We start from the raw sequence: 18419 nt of genomic DNA on the forward strand, positions 1-18419 counted from the left end.
TATGCGAGAATTTGCCGGTCACTGGGCTGCCAGGCCCCTCAACTCTCTCGGGAGCCGGGGCCGCCAAGCCCTCGACTTTCTTTTCGCATTGTTGCGGATGCAACATAGGCCGAGCTGCCAGCTCGGCCTAGAACGGTGAAGCGTGGTGCTTGTAATGAAGCTCGCCACGCTACGACGAGCGCTGGGCGATGAAATTCGCCCTTCGACTCAATCCCTCTTTTTCATGGGTGCTGCCCATGAGATTGGGCGACGCAGAAACGGGCAGCATGAGGAAATGCGTGCTGTGCCTGGTACAGGTCGAAATCCGGAAAACTGAGGCAGTCAGTCCGGACGTCGGGATCTACCGAAATGGGGATCACGATTGCCACACACGTAGGCTTCTGAGGATGTTGTAAGGCATCAGGGCATCGAGGGGAAACCTGGACATGCTGGCACCTGGAGAAATCCGGGGCCGATGAATAGCTCAAGCGTGTAACGGCACCGCGCGAAAGCGATGGTGCTGTGTGGAGCAAGGAGGAGCCGTTGTTTGCCCTTGGCAAGTAATCGGTAGTCGATGAAGGATTTTTCGAGTAACCCACTGGCTTTGGAATCTCGCGGGGGTGAAAGGTCACATTTGGCCGTAGGCGTAGCCTAGAAACAATCTGGAGACGGCGGCGCTTCCAAGCGCAGTAGCCTGTGAATAATGCGGGAACCGTGGAACCCTGATGAGTGGTGTGGCAGCCATGAAGGGACGCGGGGGAGACTGGGTGAGCCGAGCAGCAATGCGGAGCAAGTAGGGTTTGAAGAGGGGGGCAGAACCGATGGATGTTCCCGTTAGTACCGAAAGCCTGGACCGTTTGAACAGATGAAGAAAACAGCTCGGGAGAGCGAGAGAGTTGAAATGAGCAAAGTGATGACCTCACCGGTTGGCGCCGGTGAGGTCGGCCCTGGTTGGCGCCAGGGCAAGTTGGAGTCAAAGGTGTGCCGAAGTGGACAGCGGCACATGGCGCGTAAAAAAAGGGGTGACGCCCTTTCAGGCCTGGCAGCCTGGAGAAAGGTCTTGATGCGGTGTTTATCGGTGGTGTGCGTCCGCACCGCGCCACTGCGCCCTTTGGGCATGGATGCCTCCTTGTTGAGGCGATGCAAGAAAGACAAGGGCCAATGGATTTGGCTCGGCCATGGCCATGCGCCTGGCAGGGATGCCCGGTCTTCCTCGGGAAGCCGGACGTATTCGTTCCAACACCCACGCACTCTTCGGAGGCGTGGGTTTTTTTTCGTTCTTCGCCCAGCTTCGCGCGCTGCCGCCTCCAGAGACGCCCTTCGTGAGGAAACCGCGCTTTTGGAACAGAATAGGGTCCATGCCGCGCAAGAACCCCTCCCGCAACTCCTCATCCGCCCGCCGCCGCCGCGTTGGCGTTCGGCGCACGCACCAAGGCTACCGGATCCTCACGCCCAATGGAACCGAAGGCTTGGTGGCCCATGGCATTTCATTGAAGGCGATCCATGGGCTCATGAAAAAACTTCGCCGCCACATGACGCCGGCCGATTCCCTGGCGCGGGCGGACGAGCCGCCAGCAGGCTCCTGAAAGCGGCCAGGGCCGCTTCACCTCTTCTCCTGCCCTTCCCGCCCATCTCCTGCACGCCAGGCCGCTACAGCGGTAACGCGCCCTGCGGTGGCGCGGCCAGCCGCTTCCTCGGCCAATTTCCGGGCAGCCGCCTCGGCCGCCCCCAGCTCGCGCGCCGCCGTCTCCAGCCGTGCCTGGCACGCCTGCAGGGCCGCATGGACGCCGGCCAGGTCGCCAGCCAGCGCGTCGGCCCTGGCGTCCGCCTTGAGCGTTCGGCCCTCGGCCTCGCTGGCGCGCCGCTCGGCCGCCTCCAGCCTGGCATCGAGCACGGCGGCGCTCTGCTCGGCCTGCTGGCGCGCCTGCTGATTGGCCTCCAGCGCGGCGCGCAGCCGCTCGGCTTCGGCCTGCAGCGCCGGCACGGCTTCCAGGCGCACCTCGGCGCGCGCCAGCGCCTGGCCCGCCGCAGCCAGCGCCTCGGCGGACTGACCGGCGGCGCGCTCGGCCTCGGCCTGCGCCTCCTGGAGTTGCAGGGCGAGGCGAGCGGCCTGCGCCTGCGCCGTGTCGCGCTCGGCCGTCAAGCCGGCGATCTGCTTCTCGGCGGCGGCCTGGGCCTCGGCCAGCGCCTGCAGATCCTCGTCGAGCCCGCTGGCGCGCTCCTCGGCCGCAGCGGCGGCCTGCTCGCCCACGCGCTGCATCTGCAGCCGGATCGCGTCGGTGATGCGCGCGTCGAGTTCGGTGTCGGCGATACGCACCACGGGACGGCCCGATTTCCACTCTCCGAGCAGCTTGAGCACCGAGTTCGGGCTGCCCCCGCCCAGCGCGGCAATGACGGCCCTGACGCTCGCGCGCTGGCCGGCGGCCTGGAGCGATTCGGCCGCCGTGGCGACGGACTCAAAATTGACGATGGCCATGATGTTACCTTTTAAATAACGATATTTATTATCATATCGTTATGATAACGAATAACAAAAGATGATGCAATGTCGCCAATTGACTTGGCGGCGCAAAAAAGCGTTTCGACGGAAAAGGCAAACCACTTTGTGGACCAGGCGAGGCGCCGCCATTGCCTGGTCCACAAAAAAAGCGTGTTGGGAGAACTGCGGAGATCGGCGGCGCGCTGGCGGGTGCGGACCGGCGCTCGTCGGGCTCATGGGGGTGAGGGGCGCACGGCATGGAGCCATGCCTGGCAACGGGCGCAAGCGCAGGAAGAGAAACCCCACTGTTGACGACCTATCCTGGCTGCGCCAGGATGCAGCGAAGCGGTACGGACCCCGCTCCCGCGTCAAAGTGTGTTTTTTCCGGGAAGAAAAAAAGGAAGAGGAGGAAGCGCGCCATGCGCAGCTTGCCTTTTCAAGGCATGTTGGCTGAATGCTCGAAGGCGCCCTGCTGACGGTGCCAGGCACGCTCGGCACTTCGCTGGGTGCTTGATCTCGTCCGGCATGGACAACTGGCTGTCCACAATCGCTACCGCTCAGTGTGGACAGGCCCTGCGGGCTGCCCAGTTGCCCACACCTCCTCGGCTTGGGGCCTACGGCCTGACGCGGCTTCGCCTTGCCAAACAGCCATTTGAAATAACTTCCCGAAGAGAAATACGGGGTCAAGGACTTGCATCCCTTTTATTCACAACTCGGGGAAAGCCTGGCTGGAGGGAGGAGGGTTGAGCTTTGGGCAAAGCTGATCCCTCCCCATTCAAGATGAGTTTGGGCGCTTTACCCCTGCTTGCTGGCCGTCAGGCGTCAGGCATCACATATGGGGCAGGAGGGCCGTGAACCCTTCCTGCAAGCCGCGTTCACGGGTCTACGCCCGCCTTACCCCCGTCGCGGCAATAAGCCTCTGGGTGGTGCTTTGGTAAGTTCCCGCTCAAGCACCTACGGGCAAGCAATTGAGCCGGGAGGCCCCTGGCCGGGAGGGATTCAAGTCCATGAAGGGAAAGAACCCGGCCAAGGTCTGACGTACAAATTGCATGCATGCATGCATGAATACATGCATGCAACCGGCCGGGCTGGTATTATTGCCGCATGGGCAAGCAATACCTTTCCGGGCTTTCTATCGCTTTGCCCTAGAAACCCCAGACGGTTCCAAGCGTCTGGGGTTTTCGTTTTATGGGCCGCGAAACCGTTGAGCAATCATAACCCCCATGAAACTCACGCGCGAAATATTGATGCAGTACCGCAGGCCCAAAGGCATGTGGACCCGCGCGCAACTGCAAGCCCTGGGCGTGAGCTGGCCTCCCAAGCACGGCTGGATCAAGGAAGTCATCGGCAAGGAATTGACCGAGCAGCAGTTCGACCAGTTCACCGGCAAGAACCCCGCGCAAGGCGGTTTGTTCGACTGAAACCTCTTTGGAAGAGGCGTCCAGCATTCCGGCGGTATCCAGAATTTTTCAACCCTGTGTTCGACGGGCACTGGAACAGTGAACCGTCCAGACCATTCCAGCGGCCGTTAACCGTTCAGGGGTTCTAAGCCGGAACCGCCGAAAATTCCGCCGCCCGTTCAGACGATCAACCGGCAAGCTGCTTAATGCGCTCGACCAAGTGTCCGAACGCTCCGTTCACGTACTCCAATGCCTTGGGTTGCGCGTCCCGTAGAGAGTCTTTGAAACTGTCCAGATCGGCCAGCCATTGCCGGTGCAGCCGGCCAAGCTCGTTGACTTGTTGCTGGAAGACTTGCAGGTTGCCGCTTCCACGAAAAGCTTGGTAGCCGCGCTCAAGGGTCGCCGCCGTGACCAGCAGTTGAGCAGCCTGTTGCTTGTGCTCATCGGAGAACTCGGCCACACCGTCATAGGGACGCGCTGCCTTGTTGCGCTCGGCTTCGGACGCCTCCTCCATGATGAGGGCGTAGCGATAAAATCCAGGGAACTCGCTGGACAGTGCCATGAGTTGCTGGTCGGAGGTGCCGACCCAGATCTTATGCAGGTCGGGCGTGTATCCCATCATGCGATGGATGATCGCATGGGGATCATTGACGCCTTGGGCACCAAGCTGCTGCATGTGCTGATCGATCCTTGCGGCCAGTCGGCGAAATTCATTCACGCCCAATTCAAGCCTCCCACGGATTGATGATGGGGACGCCGGCAGCTTGGAAAGGCGCTGTGTCGCGCGAGGCCACGATAAAGCCCCGCGAGGCCGCGATCGCGGCGATATACCCGTCAGGCGTTGGAAACCCTCGACCGCCCGTCCTGGCCATCACGGCCAGCTCGGCATAGCGCCTGGCCGCATCGGTGTCGAAGGGCAGCACCCGATCCCGAAACAGTCCCAGCAGGCCGTCAAGTGCCTTGGCCAGCATGTCCCGGCGCTTGCCAGCGGGCAGCGCCGCGATGCCAAACAGCAACTCGGCCAGCGTCACACTGGACAGGTAGAGCGTTGGGGCGGCTTGAGCGTTCAGCCAGGCTCGCACGGCCGGGTGCGGCTCTGGCTTCATCGCCTCGGAAACGACGTTGGTATCGAGGACGATCATTCAAACCCCAGCGGCATGGCCGGCGCCCTGTCGCTGACTCGGTCGAAGACCTCGAAATCCTCGTTGGTCAGTCCAATATTGCGGCTCAACGCTGCGAGCGCTTCGCCCAGGCGAACGCGCGCCTCTGGCTTGACGGCGAGGGCCAGAATTTCCCGAACCTCAGCCTCGGTGCTGCGCCCATGAAGAGCGGCCTGCACCCTCAGCGCGCGATGCACATCGTCGGGCAGATTGCGTACGGTCAGCATGGCCATGGCGTCACCTCATAAAAATACATTCAATGCAGTCATTTTACTTAATTGTATGCAATGCCTGCAAGCGTTGGTGTGTCGCCAAGCATCTGTTTTCTGGCGGAATTTTCGGCGGTTTGGGCTTGCATCCCCTATTCGGCAGCCTGCCCTCCGATAATTCAACTGTTGAGCTTTCAACCAAGAACGGCTACCCTTTGCTCGCGTGTACAGAAAGGATCTCATGAGGTTTTATCTATTTCAACCCCAGACTGAGAGGCACATTCGCAAATCCCTCGAATATCTGGAAGAAGCCAAAGTCAGCCGGGTCGAGCATCAGGTGGCCGCCGAGCACCATAGGGCATTGACCGCCATGTATGCGCAGCGAATCAGCCGCATCGAGGCGGAAATCAGCGATGCATTACAGGCTTCTTCAAAGAGTAGTCTGCCGGTCCAGGCCGCTGACAACGAGAGCGTTCGCCCGAAGTCCGATTCGGTGGTGATTTATCCGTCGCGGGCTTCGCATGCCTGAGCGCTGCCACCTTGACCGAGATCAGCATGACGACCCTCAGGTCACGCCTTTGAAAGCGCCGTCGTCCGCCCACGAAGGCAAGCCCGCCAAGGTTGCCAGTCAAGGCCTCGACGGATAGATTCCCATCAGGGCAATGCAGTAATGCGAGCCGTCAACGGGCTCCTTGCCCTTGAGATTGGGCAACGCGAAGGTGGTAACGCCATCTCCGCCATAGGTCGTGCCGAGCAAGGAAAACAGCGCCGTATTCTGGCTGATTGGCAACAGGGCGCCATCGCACAAAGCCCAACCCTGGGGAGCGAAATTGAAGGCCAACAGCTCAATTTGTCCGATAAATGGTTCCATGGGGTCTCCCTTGTATTGCCACTGATCGCCAGCCATCTGACGCAGCGACAGCATAGCCCATGGGCGGCGATGTGTATGCAGGTTTTCCTCTATGTGGGGGTAGAAGGGGTTGTAAGCCGGAACCCCAGAAAATTCCGCCGCCCGTCCCGATGATCAACCAGCAAGCTGCTTGAGGCGCTCGGCCAAGCGTCCGAACGCTTCGTTCACGTACTCCAAATGGGGGTAGAACAAGTCGTGTCACCAGTCGCTGCTTCCCGAACCTTGTGACGCTGATGACGCGTGACGTAAAACAGTTGTTTGACGTACCTTCAGCAGTAAACCTGAAAAACGACGTTGAATCAGGAAAAAACTTGCACGGGAAACCGTGTCGGATAGACATAGTGACCGGAAAGGCAAGGCAGCCAGCCAGAGAGGTTTTCCGACACCCCAAAGTGGCGGCTGGTGACACGACTGTTCGGTCTACCCCTTCATCGGGGCTAATATCACCGCATCATCATCCCCACACAAAATATAGGAAGCGCCATGTCTTCAGACAACGTAAATGCATTGCCTGATTTTTTTAACGAGATCATGGAAGGAATTGGTCGCGCTGAACACGAAGCTGATCAAAAAAATGGCCGCACTGACTCAATCAAAGCAGCTTCCCAGAGCCTTGTTCGTATAAAAGAAAAACACGGTCTAGGCCGTGAGAACCGAATCCTAAATAACCTCATCTTAATTTTTGAAGAAAAGGAAGCGCCTACCAAAGGACTCTTTAAAGGGTGCAGAACTCCTATAAGCAAGGGTGCCCGCGTTTTGCAAGCCTTAAATCGAATTAAGGTCAGCGATGAGCCGGCGACGATCAAAGAAGCCTTTGCAAACATTGGCTCTTCATGCGTTGATTTGGCGAAAGAGGTTGGAAATTCCACTAAGAATTTTGTAGCAGATCACCCCATTGCTACTGCAGTAGCAATGGGCGTAGTCACTGGAGGAGTTGCTTTTGCCGCAGCAGGCCCAATTGCCGCTGTAGTTGGATCAACAGGTGCTTTAGGTGCCGCCAGTACAGGCACCGCAATTGGCACATTGAAAGGCGCAGCCCTCACTAGCGCCTCTCTTGCCAAGCTAGGCGGCGGCGCAATCGTTGCCGGAGGTACCGGCATGACTGGTGGAACGGTGACAGTTGCTGCAGCAGGAGTTTCAGCTGGAGCTGTAGGGGGTTCTGCTGCAAGCAAAGCTGCAGATTGTTGATGCCGACGCTGAATTCACCCAGGCTGACACCCGTTACCGCAGAACTGGTGGAGTCGGTGCTGATGCGCAAAATTGACGATCTGGAGCCCACGCTGACACGCCACGGCTACCGCGTCAAGGATCTGGTGGAGCAGTTCAACGCCAAGCCAGCCGAGATCAAGGCATTGTTCGCCAACCAGCTCGATCCCACGCGCACAGCCGAGCTGCGCGCAGAGCTTCAGATGGCCGGGTTGCCGATTTAAAGCGGCCTGGCGGTGACGTGGGGACGTTCGGTCAGTTGCAGTTAATGTTGGCCGATGGCGGTGCAATGCAGGCCGGCGCCGTCCAATGCAGGCTCAGTGGCACTTAATCCTGGCCCGAGAGGGTCGATAGACGCAGTTAATCCTGGCCGCAAAACGCGCTGAATGCAGGCCCGGCGCTTTTGGAATGCAAGTCTCTACAGCTAATCATCAGCGAGAAGCCGAATATCGACCAGATCGTCGCCACGCTGGGCCTCAAAGAAATGACTCAGGGCACGCTGATCCGCAAGCTGTGCACCTACACCGCGCCGAATCCGACACGGCGCGCGATCTTCGAGTTCGACAAGCTCGTGCGCAGCATCTACACGTTGCGCTACCTGCGCGATCCGCAACTGGAACGCAGCGTACATCGCTCGCAAAACCGCGTCGAGTCCTACCACCAGCTACGCTCGACCATCGCGCAGGTTGGTGGCAAGAAGGAATTGACCGGGCGCACCGACATCGAAATCGAGATCAGCAACCAGTGCGCCAGGCTGATCGCCAACGCGATCATCTACTACAACTCGGCCATCCTGTCGCACCTGCTGACGAAGTGCGAAGCAAGCGGCAACGCCAAGACCCTGGCGCTGATCACCAAAATTTCACCGGCAGCCTGGCGGCACATCCTGCTGAACGGGCACTACACCTTCCAGAGCGGCGGCAAGATGATCGACCTGGACGCGCTTGTGGCCGGGCTGGAGTTGGGATGACGGAATTTTCGGCGGTTCCGGCTTAGAACCCCAAAACCTAGAGTCTATCAATAACGCAGTTTCGCATTTTGATCGGACAAATGGCACTTTTAGCAGCTATGTGGTCACTGGGCCAAGTTGCGGTTGTAAGCCCACCTCAGCGAAATCTTTAGAAGTGCGTCGATGGGGCGACGGAATTTTCTGGGGTTCCGGCTTAGACCCCCCTACTGTTGACGAAACAAGGGATTCTGAGCTGAAACTGAACAGCCTTCAATCGGCTTTTGCAACACGCAATAAAAAAGCCAGGCAGTTCACCTGCCTGGCCCGGAGCAGCGGCAACTTGTCGTCAACCGCGCCGCTGATCCTTTATTAACTCTTCAAACCTGCCCAGCCCCCTGCTGTTTCTGCGCAGCCCAATACCCATAATCCACCTGAATATTCTCCTGCAGGCCCATCAGGGCGGTGGCCTGGGCGCTGACGAGTTGGCCGAACTGGGCTATCAGGTTGAACTGTTGTTCGGCGTATTTGGACATGGTTTTGGCCTGTTTGATCTGGGCGTAGTCTTGCGCCAGGCTGGTGACGCCTGCAACCCAGCTTTTTTGCTGGTCCTGCAGGCGCTGCAATACGGCGGCCTGCATGGCGAGAAGCTCTTTCCAGGTGTCGGCGTCCATTGCATGGGGCAACAAACCAGCGCTGATGGCGCTGTTGTTGGCGTTGCGGGCTGCCCACTGGTTGCTCAGGTTCACAATCGTCTGGACGTGCCTGAGCGGTGCCGGTTTGCTGCTTTCTGGCACGACTTGCTGAAAAGCCTGCAAGCCCATGGCCATGAAGTTATTGAAGTGAGACATTGGCGCCTCGGCCGGGGCGGGGTCGATGACGGCCAGTTCGTTGGTCTTTGTGCTCATGATGCGGTTTCGTTTTAAAAACAGTGCTTGCAAAAACAGTTTCAGCCGCCCAGGCGGGCCAGCATGTCGTGTATGGCCTTGATCTGGATGGCTTCGCGTGAGTAGTAGTCGGGCCGTTTGGGTGTCGGGCTGGTGTAGCCCCACCAGTCCCAGCAGCCTTCGGGGTTTTGTGCGGCGTTGCCATCTGCGCCTTCGGCCTGTGGGTAGAGCATGATGATGTCGTTGCTGTCGGCGATGTGGTTGTAGCCGGTGGTGGTGATGTAACGGTTGCCATACGGCGGCTGGTTGGCAATGTCGGCCCGGCCGTACACGTAGTCGGTGTAGTTGTAACCCTGTTTGCAGCCGTGCAATGCAATGTGTACACGCGCTTCGGCTGTGCCTTCTTCAACTGCCTTGGGAATGTAGGCGTAGCCAAACTTGCTCATGCTGGCGCGCGGCTCGCCGCCAAAAAACTCGGTCTGGTCAAAACGCACCAGGCGGCCTGTGAGTTGCTCGACCGGGGGATTGAGCTGGCCGTAGATGTGCCGCAGGATGTCATGCGACTGCATGAAACCGCCCTGGTTGATGTAGGGCGGCTGGTTGGTGGCGAGCGGGGAGTCTTCGGGGTTGTCGGTGATGATGGAATGGCCAGCCGGAACGTCGTCGTGGTAGACCAAATTGGCGGGTTTGACGCCCAGCAATTCGTAAAAATTTCGCGTGCGCGACACCACGTCTGAAAAAACCACCTTGTCTTCACTGCCGGTAAAGATGTAAACCCGGTCATCGGCCAGATGGTCGATTGCATCAATCTCGCCTGCGGTAGCGGTTTCGCGTGCCAGTTGCGCCAGTTTGTGCGCGCTGGGGCCGGTTTGTGGCACCAGCGGGTTCATGCAGATATACAGCGCGTTCTGCACATAAGCGTCTTCAGGCAGGGTTGCTGCCGGGCTGAAGGATTCAACACAACGAAACGGCCCGCCGGCAATCACGCCGACACCGCTGAAACTTGATGAATACGCCAGGTGCAGCTGCACCGTCATGAAAGCACCTGAAGACAGGCCGGAAATTGAACTATCGCCCTTTTTGACCTTGTAAGACCCAAGCTGGACAACTTTTGAATCGATGCTGGTAACCATAAAACCCCCCGTTGTTGAAGACGATGTTTCAGCAAATTGCTTGCCCCTTTCATGCCTTGAACTGCGCCCGGTGAGGCGGTTTTTGTAGCCCTGACGAGCGAATCCGAAGGCCTGGAATGCATCAAAAACAGTCGATACCATCATCAATTCATTTTGAAATGCTGCAGTGCAGCAAATTTGCTTTTGCAAATCTAGCACAGCTTTTGGGGGTCACTTCAGGAAACGGAAAATAAAGCACTACAAGGGCGTTTCCCGAAGTCAAGCAACACTTTTCCCTGACGACCTGCATGCATGAGTCGCCGTATTTCTTGGAACCAACGGGTACGTCCACCCAATTGTCCGCCCCGCACAGCACGGCACTCAGCGTCATGACGATCATCTCCCTGAGGTCGTAACGCTGCGCAGGGCCGGTGCGGGGATCGGGCAGTATCGAGAAAGCTTGTATCAGCATCAGGTTCACTTGCAATGAAAAATGCTTGAGTGAACACCAGTTTTTGGCCTCTCCGCTCAAATTTCTTCAAATGCAATTGCCCTGATCGGTCGGTAAACGTGCCCAGTTGGAGGCGGCGCTGGAGTATGTGCGTGAGGGCGATGTGCTGGTGGTCACCAAGCTCGACCGCTTGGCGCGGTCGATGGCGGACTTGATGGTGATGATCCAGACGCTGGATCACAAGGCGGTGGGATTGCGTGTGCTGAACCTGGGGATGGATACCCATGGACTTGCGATCAATCGATGCAGGAAGACCCGTCCAGACCATTCCAGCGGCCTTTTCGCTGGTCTTCTTGTCCAACAGGGTATTTCGCCCCCTCGTGTAGAGGGGGTTGGGGGGTTAGCTGATCAAGCGCTAAGGCTTGTTTGTTTCACTGGCCATCGTTGCGGGACACGAAGTGCCCGCAGCCGTGGATGTTTTTGTGACCCCTTCAGGGGTCTGTTGCTGTATTGGGGATGCCGGGTGGGGAGCGCGAAGCGCGGGCGTAGGCCGTAGGCCGGAGGAGCCGGCGGGGCGAAGCCCCAAGAGGCGGTGCTTGGTTAAGTAAAGGTTAAATACGGTTAGCACTGTTTTCGATCAGGCTGCAGGCCACGCCAGTCATAGCTTTGAGAGTTATCCACAGTGGGTCTAAGCTCAATAGTTCATGTGTCTAAACTCAATATCTTCATGTCTCAAAACTCAAGGGTGTGGATAACTTCCTAAGTCAAACATGAAATGTTCTCGAACTCCTTGTCCCGCTTAGGTTTTAGCCAAAACAGGCATGTGTCAAAACTCAAGGGTGTGGATAAGTCAGATAGCAGTGTGTTTTACACCTGAAATACGAGTTAGAAGCGCTTCAAACATCGTTTTGACCGTCTTCCCAATCACTGAAATTCATGCTTCCATGGGTCAAAACTCAATAGCGTTATCAGCGCTCAGAACTTTTATTGTTAGTTCGTTTCACTGTGACTAGATCTTCATTAACATCGAATTCTGTTAAAAACCCACAGTTGACTAAGTTTGTTAGTGCCCGTTTTACAAGTCTTCGAAGTTCCGGCTTGCTGGTTTCGGTCAACCCTGCACCAAATGCAATCGTTTCAATTTTTATGGGGTGTGGTACCCGGTGGGTTGCAAGATACCCATGGAGCCACGTTGCAAGACCATCGGGCAGTTGCAGTCGTTGTGCCCATTCGAGCCTGGTGAAATAATTGTCGCCAAATAGCTCAACCAGTTCGGGAGCAATGCGCACCCGCCAGCGTTGTAGTGTTTTTTGAGTTTCGCTGTCTTCATACTCAAAAAATGGAATCATGGATAGACTAACGCCTCGTTCAAGTCGCTTGCTATAAACGTCAAGGCTGGTAGCCTGCATCCGACGCAAACACTCCTTTAGTCGGAGGTAGCTCTTGCTGTTGATTGACCAGTCAATGTCCTTGCAGAACGAATACGCAGTGAATTCGACAAGCTGGCCAGCCACATGCCGACGCGCCAGATGAACAAGCTGGAGCCACACCGTTTCATCATCCTGACGTAGCTCTTCGCCTCTGTAACTGATTCTTCCATCACCAATGACGGCAACAGGTTCGCTTTTCATCATTGAACGAGGATTTTTTCGATTTCGTGCGTTGAACAGCGCAGAACGAAGAATCTCGTTTGGGAGTGACCGCATCACTTCTGGCCATAGTGGAAGCTGGCTAATTTCAACAGTTAGCTGAGTTGATAAGACAGGCTTTATTTCTGATGAAGGCAAAGGAGGATCTGCGAATAAATCACCCACTTTTGCTGGGTTTCGTTTCGCTTTATTGGGCAAGCTAAAGGGCTTTTGGGGTTTCGGTGCTGACTTCCCCTCGTCGATAGCCGCCGCCATTTTTTGAACGACAGCCCGTGCTTCCGCCTCTGTCATTCCGGTCTTAATTGCTCTTTTCACCCAAGCTTCTTGGCCGCGTTTTGTCGTCAGCTTTTGATCCATCGGTTCGCTTCTTCCTATTACCAGTTTTATATAGCTATATATCTAGTTATATAGATAGATGTCTAGTTATATAGCTATCTTCTTAAGAATGCACGTAATGACTGCTCTACCAGTTCCGTTTCAGTTACGCGAAAGCCTGTTTTCACTGATCGCTCATAGGCTTCGCGTTTGAGTTCGTTAATCAGATCAAGAGGAAGTCGGAAGATTTTTTGCTCACGATGCACCTTGGCTTCGACTACTGGTTGAGCAGCTGGCCCCTTGGGCGTCTCAGCAGCCGGTTGTGTTATTTCTGTCCTGTCAGCAGTATCAGCAGCACCGCCTTCGAGAAACGCGGATGGATCTTTTTTCAGCCTAAATTGGTCGGTGTTGGGTTTGGCCTTCATGCCTGAACCTCACGAAAGAAGGCTTCAATTTCAGCAATGGCAGCTTGGTCCTTGCCCAGCTCTTGGACGATAACCCCTTCGCCAATGGCGCGACGGAAAGCAACGCGCTCGCAAATCTTCGTTGGCAGCACCGTCAGGTTTTGTTCGGCCAGAAATTTCAGCATTTCAGCGGCATCCTTTGTGCGCGGATCAACACGGGTCAGCAGTACACGCACGTCCAGTTCTGGGTTGTAATCGCGACTCAATTCGACCACCTCCAGTAAATCCGTCATGGCCGCAGCATCAAGGCTACTTGCACCGATTGGCACAATCGCCATTTTCGCCAACAGCAGGGCAGAGCGCAGGCCAACGGAATCACGGCCGCCAGCATCAACCACAACATGCTCATATTTGGCTGCAAGCTGCTTGCCTTCTGAAAGAATCGCTTTTCCGGTAAGACACGTTGTCGTCGGGCTTGGGCCGTGCGACGAGTTGTCACGTCGCCACGCTGCCCAACTCGCAGCGCTGGCTTGCGGATCGCCATCGATCAACAAGGTTTCTCCCAAGCGGGCAAGCATCGTTGCTAGATGCACCGCCGTCGTGGTTTTCCCTACTCCGCCTTTAGTATTTACGATTGCATAGATCATCAAGATGCCTCCTATATAGCTATCATTATAGATAGCTATATATTTATAAACAACGCCTGATGCTAAGAAAAGGCACTAAATCTGGCTCAATCAATCATCCATACCGCATATGAGGCATACCTGAATCAGGCGTCAGGCCACAGCAGTACACCACGTCAGATTGGAGAGTGCTTTTATTTAACGGTTTTGAACCAGCTTGTCAGACTTCACCCTGACAAGTTGGCCATGACGACCGCCCTCCATAATCCCAAGAGCTGAAACAAAATGAATCCGACCCGGAAAAACGCCACGCAATGCTCGACGACATCAAAAAAACACTCTGGGCCACCGCCGACAAGCTGCGCGCCAACATGGACGCGGCCGAATACAAGCACCTTGTGCTGGGCCTGATCTTCGTCAAATACATCTCCGACACCTTTGCCGCCCGCCGCGCGGAACTCACTGCCCGCCTGACCAACCCGGCCGACGCCTACTACTACGGTGATGCCGCGCCCGAGGACATCGAGGCCGAACTCGAAGACCGCGACTACTACAAGGAAGTCAACGCCTTCTGGGTACCCGAAGCCGCCCGTTGGGAGAGCTTGCGCGCAGCCGCCAAACAGGTGGACATCGGCAAGCGCATCGACGACGCCTTGAGCCTCATCGAGGCGGAAAACCCCACGCTCAAGGGCATCCTGGACAAGCGCTACGCCCGCGCCCAGTTGCCCGACGGCAAGCTCGGCGAACTGGTGGACCTGATCTCGACCATCGGCTTTGGCGACAACCCCTCGACCGCCCGCGACGTGCTGGGCCAGGTGTACGAGTATTTTCTCGGCATGTTCGCCAGCGCCGAAGGCAAGCGCGGCGGGCAGTTCTACACGCCAGCGAGCATCGTCAAGACACTGGTGGCCATCCTCGGCCCGCACAGCGGCAAGGTGTACGACCCGTGCTGCGGCTCGGGCGGCATGTTCGTCCAGTCAGAGAAATTCATTGAAGCCCACGGCGGCAAGCTCGGCGACGTGTCCATCTACGGGCAGGAGGCCAACCCGACCACCTGGCGCCTGGCGGCGATGAACCTGGCCATTCGCGGCATCGACTTTAATTTGGGCAAAGAGCCGGGCGACACCTTCACCCGCAACCAGCACCCGGACCTGCGCGCCGACTTCATCCTGGCCAACCCGCCCTTCAACATCAGCGACTGGTGGCATGGCAGCCTAATGGGCGATGCGCGCTGGGTCCATGGCGACCCGCCGCCGGGCAACGCCAACTACGCCTGGCTGCAGCACATGCTGCACCACTTGAAGCCCACCGGCCGCGCCGGCATCGTGCTGGCCAACGGTTCCATGTCCAGCAGCCAGAACAGCGAAGGCCAGATTCGCGCCGCGATGGTCGAGGCCGATGTGGTCGAAGTCATGGTGGCGCTGCCCGGCCAGCTGTTTTTCAACACCCAGATTCCGGCGTGCCTGTGGTTCCTGGTCAAGCAGAAAACCCACCGCAAGGGTGAGGTGCTGTTCATCGACGCCCGCAAGCTCGCCACGATGATCAGCCGGGTGCAAAGCGAGTTCACCGACGCCGTGATCGAGCGCATCGCCGCCACCGTCGCTGCATGGCGCGGTGAGGCGGACGCTGGCGAGTACCGGGACACCCTGGGCTTTTGCCGCAGCGTCAAGCTGGCCGAGATCGCCCAGCACGGCCATGTCCTCACTCCCGGCCGCTACGTGGGCGCCGAAGCGGTCGAGGACAACGACGAGGACTTCGCCACCAAGATGCAGCAGTTGACCGAAAAGCTGGGTGAGCAGATGGCCAGGGGCGCGGAGCTGGACCTGTTGATCCGCCAGAAGCTGGGAGGGCTAGGGTATGAGTTCTGAGTGGCAATTCGGAAAGCTCGGCGACTTCATTGAACTAAAACGTGGTTACGATTTACCGCAAGCGAAAAGAACTTCTGGCCCGTTTCCTCTCGTTTCATCCTCCGGTGTTAGTGACTGCCACTCCGTGCCAATGGTGCGAGGGCCAGGCGTGGTCACTGGGCGATACGGAACGATTGGGCAAGTCTATTTTGTTGAAGATGATTTTTGGCCGCTGAACACAACCCTTTATGTTCGTGATTTCAAGGGTAATGACCCAAAGTTCATCAGCTATTTTTTGAAGACCGTTGATTTTTTCGCCTATTCAGACAAGGCGGCAGTGCCTGGCGTAAACAGAAATCATCTTCATGAAGCTCTTGGTGCAATTCCTGATTTACCCACTCAACAGGAGATAGCGAGAACGCTCGGTGTCCTGGACGACCGCATCGCCCTGCTGCGCGAAACCAATGCCACGCTCGAAGCCATCGCTCAGGCGCTGTTCAAGTCGTGGTTTGTCGATTTCGACCCGGTGCGCGCCAGGATGGAAGGCCGCGCCCCCGAAGGCATGGACGAGGCCACGGCGGCGCTGTTTCCGGATGGGTTCGAGGATTCGGAGCTGGGATTGGTGCCGAAGGGGTGGGCGACACGCACTATGGCGGATATATCAACCGTGGGGATTGGAAAGACACCTCCTCGCAAGGAACAACATTGGTTCAGCGAAGACCCAAGCGATGTTCGATGGGTTTCCATTCGCGATATGGGCGCTGTTGGGGTTTACGCCGCAGTGACCAGCGAGTTTCTGAAGAAAGAGGCCATTGAAAAGTTCAACATCCGACGAGTGCCTGACAACACGGTATTGATGAGCTTCAAGATGACCATTGGCCGCGTGGCAATTACCGATGGCGAAATGACAACCAACGAAGCCATTGCCCACTTCAAACTGGCCCCGGATGCACAGTTGAGCACAGAGTACATCTATCTGCATTTGAAACAGTTCGACTTCTCCACTTTGAGCAGCACATCCTCGATTGCAGATGCCGTCAACTCCAAGACCGTGCGCGAAATTCCAATACTAATGCCGAGCCTTGAAGGCTTGACTGCATTCCAAAGCCAAGTCGCAGCGCTCTTTGCGAAACTGAAAAATACAGAACAGCACGCCCAAACCCTCGTCACACTGCGCGACACCCTGCTCCCACGCCTGATCTCGGGCCAGCTGCGCCTGCCCGAAGCCGAGGCGCTGCTCGAAGAAGCCTGCGCATGAAGCCCGCCAGCAACACCCCGCTCTCTCTGCCCGAGGGCTACGCCGACTGGCTGGCCCAGCTCAAGGGCCAGATTGTCCAAGCCCGGCAACGCGCCGCGCTCGCGGTCAATGCCGAGCTGGTGCAGCTCTACGGCCGCATCGGGCGCGACATCCTGCAGCGCCAACAAACGCAAGGCTGGGGCACCAAGGTCATTGACCGGCTGGCCCGTGACCTGAAGGACGGTTTTCCCGACATGCGCGGCTGGTCGCCGAGCAACCTCAAGTACATGCGGTTTTTTGCCCAGCATTGCCCGGACGGCCAATTTGGTCAGCAGCCTGCTGACCAATTGCCGTGGTTCCATGTCGTGACGCTGCTGACCCAGCTGGACAACGCCGCCGACCGCGAGTGGTATGCGGCCCAGACAGTCCAGCACGGCTGGTCGCGCACCACGCTCGCCCTGCACATCAAGAACCGGCTGCAGCAGCGTCAGGGCGGCGCGGTGACCAACTTTCAGGCCCGCCTGCCCGCTGCCGAGTCGGCGCTGGCCCGCGAAACGCTCAAGGATCCATACCTGTTCGACTTCCTGGGCCTGGGCGACGATGCGCACGAGCGAGAAATAGAAAACGGCCTGATTCGCCACATCACGCGCTTCCTGCTGGAGTTGGGCGCCGGCTTTGCCTTCGTGGGCCGGCAGTTCCGGCTGGAAGTGGCCGGTGACGAGTTCTTCATCGACCTCCTTTTTTATCACACGCGCCTGAAATGCTACGTGGTGGTCGAACTCAAGGCGACGGCCTTCAAGCCCGAGCACGCCGGCCAGCTCAATTTTTACCTGGCGGCGGTCGATGCGCAGGTGAAGGCGCCAGATGACAAGCCAACCATCGGCCTGCTGCTGTGCAAGCAGCAAAACCGGCTGGTGGCCGAATATGCGCTCTCGGGCATCGACAAGCCCATCGGCGTGGCCGAGTACCAGCTGCTGCGCGACCTGCCGGCCACCCTGGAGCAGAGCCTGCCCAGCATTGCCGACATTGAAGCGGAGTTGTCGAGCGACGTGGGCGCATTGCAAGCCCTGGACGCACCGGATGAGCCCAGTGACCAGCCTTAAGAGAAGACCCACTTGAACAAGAACAAGAAACAACCCTCGCGCCCGATCGTGGGCCAGCTGCGCCCGCCCCATACCGACCCCTCCACCCTGGAATGTGCCGCATGAAAACCCTGAAACGCTTCTCTGCAGCGCTCGCCATCGCCGCTGCATCCCATGCCGCCAGTGCCCACGAAACCGGGCTGAGCAAACAGCACGCAGCCTGCATGGACAAGTCCGGCGGCGTGACGATGGGCATGATCGAATGCATCACTGCGGAAAACCACCGGCAGGATGCCCTGCTCAACAAAGCCTACAAGGCCCTCATGGCCGAGCTGCCGCCCCCGCGCAAGACACAGCTGCAGGAAGCTCAACGGGCCTGGATCAAATACCGCGACGCCAACTGCGCCTTCTACGATGACCCGGACGGTGGAACGCTGGCCCGCGTCAACGCCAACTCCTGCATGATGGCCGCCACGGCCGACCGTGCCCGCGAGCTTGAAAGTTTCAGGCAGTGACCGGA

19 protein-coding genes and 3 pseudogenes are annotated in these 18419 nt (G+C 57.8%); 11 read left to right on the plus strand and 11 right to left on the minus strand.

Features of this window, described 5'->3' with window-relative positions; genetic code table 11:
• Positions 1–1157 precede the first annotated feature (1157 nt).
• The gene (locus tag PNAP_RS26560; protein WP_011798537.1) at positions 1158–1565 is read left to right on the plus strand and encodes a hypothetical protein; all 408 of its coding nucleotides are present in this window, start codon (positions 1158–1160) and stop codon (positions 1563–1565) included.
• Positions 1566–1582: 17 nt separating this feature from the next.
• Here the strand turns inward: PNAP_RS26560 and PNAP_RS24370 are convergent, their stop codons facing one another.
• On the minus strand, positions 1583–2455 hold the full coding sequence (locus tag PNAP_RS24370; protein ID WP_011798538.1) for a DNA-binding protein: 873 nt from the start codon (positions 2453–2455) through the stop codon (positions 1583–1585).
• Positions 2456–3681: 1226 nt separating this feature from the next.
• Between PNAP_RS24370 and PNAP_RS24375 the strand changes: the two genes are divergently transcribed.
• Positions 3682–3879 (plus strand): hypothetical protein, encoded by a 198-nt coding sequence (locus PNAP_RS24375; RefSeq protein ID WP_011798539.1) that lies wholly within the window; start codon positions 3682–3684, stop codon positions 3877–3879.
• A 166-nt stretch (positions 3880–4045) separates the two neighbouring features.
• Here PNAP_RS24375 and PNAP_RS24380 read toward each other — a convergent pair whose 3' ends face one another.
• Genes PNAP_RS24380 through PNAP_RS24390 form a run of 3 tightly spaced genes read right to left on the minus strand, consistent with a single transcriptional unit; the run spans position 4046 to position 5251 of the window.
• A complete protein-coding gene (locus PNAP_RS24380; protein ID WP_041377825.1) occupies positions 4046–4576 on the minus strand; it encodes a hypothetical protein in 531 nt (176 codons plus the stop codon).
• 7 nt (positions 4577–4583) lie between these two features.
• The gene (locus PNAP_RS24385; RefSeq protein ID WP_011798541.1) at positions 4584–5000 is read right to left on the minus strand and encodes a type II toxin-antitoxin system VapC family toxin; all 417 of its coding nucleotides are present in this window, start codon (positions 4998–5000) and stop codon (positions 4584–4586) included.
• A complete protein-coding gene (locus tag PNAP_RS24390; RefSeq protein WP_011798542.1) occupies positions 4997–5251 on the minus strand; it encodes a FitA-like ribbon-helix-helix domain-containing protein in 255 nt (84 codons plus the stop codon). The genes PNAP_RS24385 and PNAP_RS24390 overlap by 4 nt, the downstream gene beginning before the upstream one ends.
• A gap of 217 nt (positions 5252–5468) precedes the next feature.
• Here PNAP_RS24390 and PNAP_RS24395 point away from each other — a divergent pair, with 217 nt between their 5' ends.
• The gene (locus PNAP_RS24395) at positions 5469–5756 is read left to right on the plus strand and encodes a hypothetical protein (RefSeq protein ID WP_049763857.1); all 288 of its coding nucleotides are present in this window, start codon (positions 5469–5471) and stop codon (positions 5754–5756) included.
• A 99-nt stretch (positions 5757–5855) separates the two neighbouring features.
• Here the strand turns inward: PNAP_RS24395 and PNAP_RS24400 are convergent, their stop codons facing one another.
• A complete protein-coding gene (locus PNAP_RS24400) occupies positions 5856–6098 on the minus strand; it encodes a phage tail protein (protein ID WP_011798544.1) in 243 nt (80 codons plus the stop codon).
• Between the two features lie 522 nt (positions 6099–6620).
• Between PNAP_RS24400 and PNAP_RS26565 the strand changes: the two genes are divergently transcribed.
• The 3 genes and pseudogenes from PNAP_RS26565 to PNAP_RS24410 all read left to right on the plus strand — a co-directional run.
• Positions 6621–7325 carry a hypothetical protein gene (locus tag PNAP_RS26565; protein WP_011798545.1) on the plus strand — a complete coding sequence of 235 codons (705 nt, stop codon included), beginning with the start codon at positions 6621–6623 and terminating at the stop codon, positions 7323–7325.
• A 29-nt stretch (positions 7326–7354) separates the two neighbouring features.
• Positions 7355–7567 (plus strand): annotated as a pseudogene (locus PNAP_RS24405) (phosphoribulokinase); the annotation flags it as partial.
• A 197-nt stretch (positions 7568–7764) separates the two neighbouring features.
• Positions 7765–8313 (plus strand): annotated as a pseudogene (locus PNAP_RS24410) (Tn3 family transposase); the annotation flags it as partial.
• A gap of 356 nt (positions 8314–8669) precedes the next feature.
• Here PNAP_RS24410 and PNAP_RS24415 read toward each other — a convergent pair.
• From PNAP_RS24415 to PNAP_RS28395, 3 genes are all read right to left on the minus strand, one after another.
• The gene (locus tag PNAP_RS24415) at positions 8670–9197 is read right to left on the minus strand and encodes a hypothetical protein (RefSeq protein WP_011798548.1); all 528 of its coding nucleotides are present in this window, start codon (positions 9195–9197) and stop codon (positions 8670–8672) included.
• A gap of 41 nt (positions 9198–9238) precedes the next feature.
• Positions 9239–10309, minus strand: coding sequence for an extracellular catalytic domain type 2 short-chain-length polyhydroxyalkanoate depolymerase (locus tag PNAP_RS24420; RefSeq protein WP_011798549.1), 1071 nt, complete (start codon positions 10307–10309; stop codon positions 9239–9241).
• A 148-nt stretch (positions 10310–10457) separates the two neighbouring features.
• Positions 10458–10760, minus strand: coding sequence for a transposase family protein (locus PNAP_RS28395; RefSeq protein ID WP_011798550.1), 303 nt, complete (start codon positions 10758–10760; stop codon positions 10458–10460).
• 85 nt (positions 10761–10845) lie between these two features.
• Between PNAP_RS28395 and PNAP_RS24430 the strand changes: the two are divergent.
• Positions 10846–11022: pseudogene (locus PNAP_RS24430) on the plus strand (recombinase family protein); the annotation flags it as partial.
• A 685-nt stretch (positions 11023–11707) separates the two neighbouring features.
• Here the strand turns inward: PNAP_RS24430 and trfA are convergent.
• The 3 genes from trfA to PNAP_RS24435 all read right to left on the minus strand — a co-directional run bounded on the left by trfA (position 11708) and on the right by PNAP_RS24435 (position 13754).
• Positions 11708–12745: a plasmid replication initiator TrfA gene (gene trfA, locus PNAP_RS26570; RefSeq protein WP_011798551.1), complete on the minus strand. Its 1038-nt coding sequence runs from the start codon at positions 12743–12745 to the stop codon at positions 11708–11710.
• Between the two features lie 74 nt (positions 12746–12819).
• Entirely contained in the window at positions 12820–13128 is a 309-nt protein-coding gene (locus PNAP_RS26575) for a hypothetical protein (protein ID WP_011798552.1), read from the minus strand.
• Entirely contained in the window at positions 13125–13754 is a 630-nt protein-coding gene (locus PNAP_RS24435; RefSeq protein ID WP_011798553.1) for a ParA family protein, read from the minus strand. Before PNAP_RS24435 ends, PNAP_RS26575 begins: the two co-directional genes overlap by 4 nt.
• 293 nt (positions 13755–14047) lie before the next feature.
• Between PNAP_RS24435 and PNAP_RS24440 the strand changes: the two genes are divergently transcribed.
• From PNAP_RS24440 to PNAP_RS24455, 4 genes are all read left to right on the plus strand, one after another.
• A complete protein-coding gene (locus PNAP_RS24440) occupies positions 14048–15601 on the plus strand; it encodes a class I SAM-dependent DNA methyltransferase (protein ID WP_011798554.1) in 1554 nt (517 codons plus the stop codon).
• On the plus strand, positions 15591–16838 hold the full coding sequence (locus PNAP_RS24445; protein WP_011798555.1) for a restriction endonuclease subunit S: 1248 nt from the start codon (positions 15591–15593) through the stop codon (positions 16836–16838). Before PNAP_RS24440 ends, PNAP_RS24445 begins: the two co-directional genes overlap by 11 nt.
• The gene (locus PNAP_RS24450) at positions 16835–17920 is read left to right on the plus strand and encodes a PDDEXK nuclease domain-containing protein (RefSeq protein ID WP_011798556.1); all 1086 of its coding nucleotides are present in this window, start codon (positions 16835–16837) and stop codon (positions 17918–17920) included. Before PNAP_RS24445 ends, PNAP_RS24450 begins: the two co-directional genes overlap by 4 nt.
• Before the next feature lie 92 nt (positions 17921–18012).
• The gene (locus PNAP_RS24455; protein ID WP_011798557.1) at positions 18013–18414 is read left to right on the plus strand and encodes a lysozyme inhibitor LprI family protein; all 402 of its coding nucleotides are present in this window, start codon (positions 18013–18015) and stop codon (positions 18412–18414) included.
• Positions 18415–18419 lie beyond the last annotated feature (5 nt).

Source organism: Polaromonas naphthalenivorans CJ2 (assembly GCF_000015505.1).
In the GTDB taxonomy this organism is placed as follows: domain Bacteria; phylum Pseudomonadota; class Gammaproteobacteria; order Burkholderiales; family Burkholderiaceae_C; genus Polaromonas; species Polaromonas naphthalenivorans.

Bases quoted from the DNA above. Each gene is read 5' to 3' on its own strand.
- PNAP_RS26560 (WP_011798537.1), top strand. From the start codon at position 1,158: ATGGCCATGCGCCTGGCAGGGATGCCCGGTCTTCCTCGGGAAGCCGGA.
- PNAP_RS24370 (WP_011798538.1), bottom strand. From the start codon at position 2,455: ATGGCCATCGTCAATTTTGAGTCCGTCGCCACGGCGGCCGAATCGCTC.
- PNAP_RS24375 (WP_011798539.1), top strand. From the start codon at position 3,682: ATGAAACTCACGCGCGAAATATTGATGCAGTACCGCAGGCCCAAAGGC.
- PNAP_RS24385 (WP_011798541.1), bottom strand. From the start codon at position 5,000: ATGATCGTCCTCGATACCAACGTCGTTTCCGAGGCGATGAAGCCAGAG.
- PNAP_RS24390 (WP_011798542.1), bottom strand. From the start codon at position 5,251: ATGGCCATGCTGACCGTACGCAATCTGCCCGACGATGTGCATCGCGCG.
- PNAP_RS24395 (WP_049763857.1), top strand. From the start codon at position 5,469: ATGAGGTTTTATCTATTTCAACCCCAGACTGAGAGGCACATTCGCAAA.
- PNAP_RS24400 (WP_011798544.1), bottom strand. From the start codon at position 6,098: ATGGAACCATTTATCGGACAAATTGAGCTGTTGGCCTTCAATTTCGCT.
- PNAP_RS26565 (WP_011798545.1), top strand. From the start codon at position 6,621: ATGTCTTCAGACAACGTAAATGCATTGCCTGATTTTTTTAACGAGATC.
- PNAP_RS24415 (WP_011798548.1), bottom strand. From the start codon at position 9,197: ATGAGCACAAAGACCAACGAACTGGCCGTCATCGACCCCGCCCCGGCC.
- PNAP_RS24420 (WP_011798549.1), bottom strand. From the start codon at position 10,309: ATGGTTACCAGCATCGATTCAAAAGTTGTCCAGCTTGGGTCTTACAAG.
- PNAP_RS28395 (WP_011798550.1), bottom strand. From the start codon at position 10,760: ATGCTGATACAAGCTTTCTCGATACTGCCCGATCCCCGCACCGGCCCT.
- trfA (WP_011798551.1), bottom strand. From the start codon at position 12,745: ATGGATCAAAAGCTGACGACAAAACGCGGCCAAGAAGCTTGGGTGAAA.
- PNAP_RS26575 (WP_011798552.1), bottom strand. From the start codon at position 13,128: ATGAAGGCCAAACCCAACACCGACCAATTTAGGCTGAAAAAAGATCCA.
- PNAP_RS24435 (WP_011798553.1), bottom strand. From the start codon at position 13,754: ATGATCTATGCAATCGTAAATACTAAAGGCGGAGTAGGGAAAACCACG.
- PNAP_RS24440 (WP_011798554.1), top strand. From the start codon at position 14,048: ATGCTCGACGACATCAAAAAAACACTCTGGGCCACCGCCGACAAGCTG.
- PNAP_RS24445 (WP_011798555.1), top strand. From the start codon at position 15,591: ATGAGTTCTGAGTGGCAATTCGGAAAGCTCGGCGACTTCATTGAACTA.
- PNAP_RS24450 (WP_011798556.1), top strand. From the start codon at position 16,835: ATGAAGCCCGCCAGCAACACCCCGCTCTCTCTGCCCGAGGGCTACGCC.
- PNAP_RS24455 (WP_011798557.1), top strand. From the start codon at position 18,013: ATGTGCCGCATGAAAACCCTGAAACGCTTCTCTGCAGCGCTCGCCATC.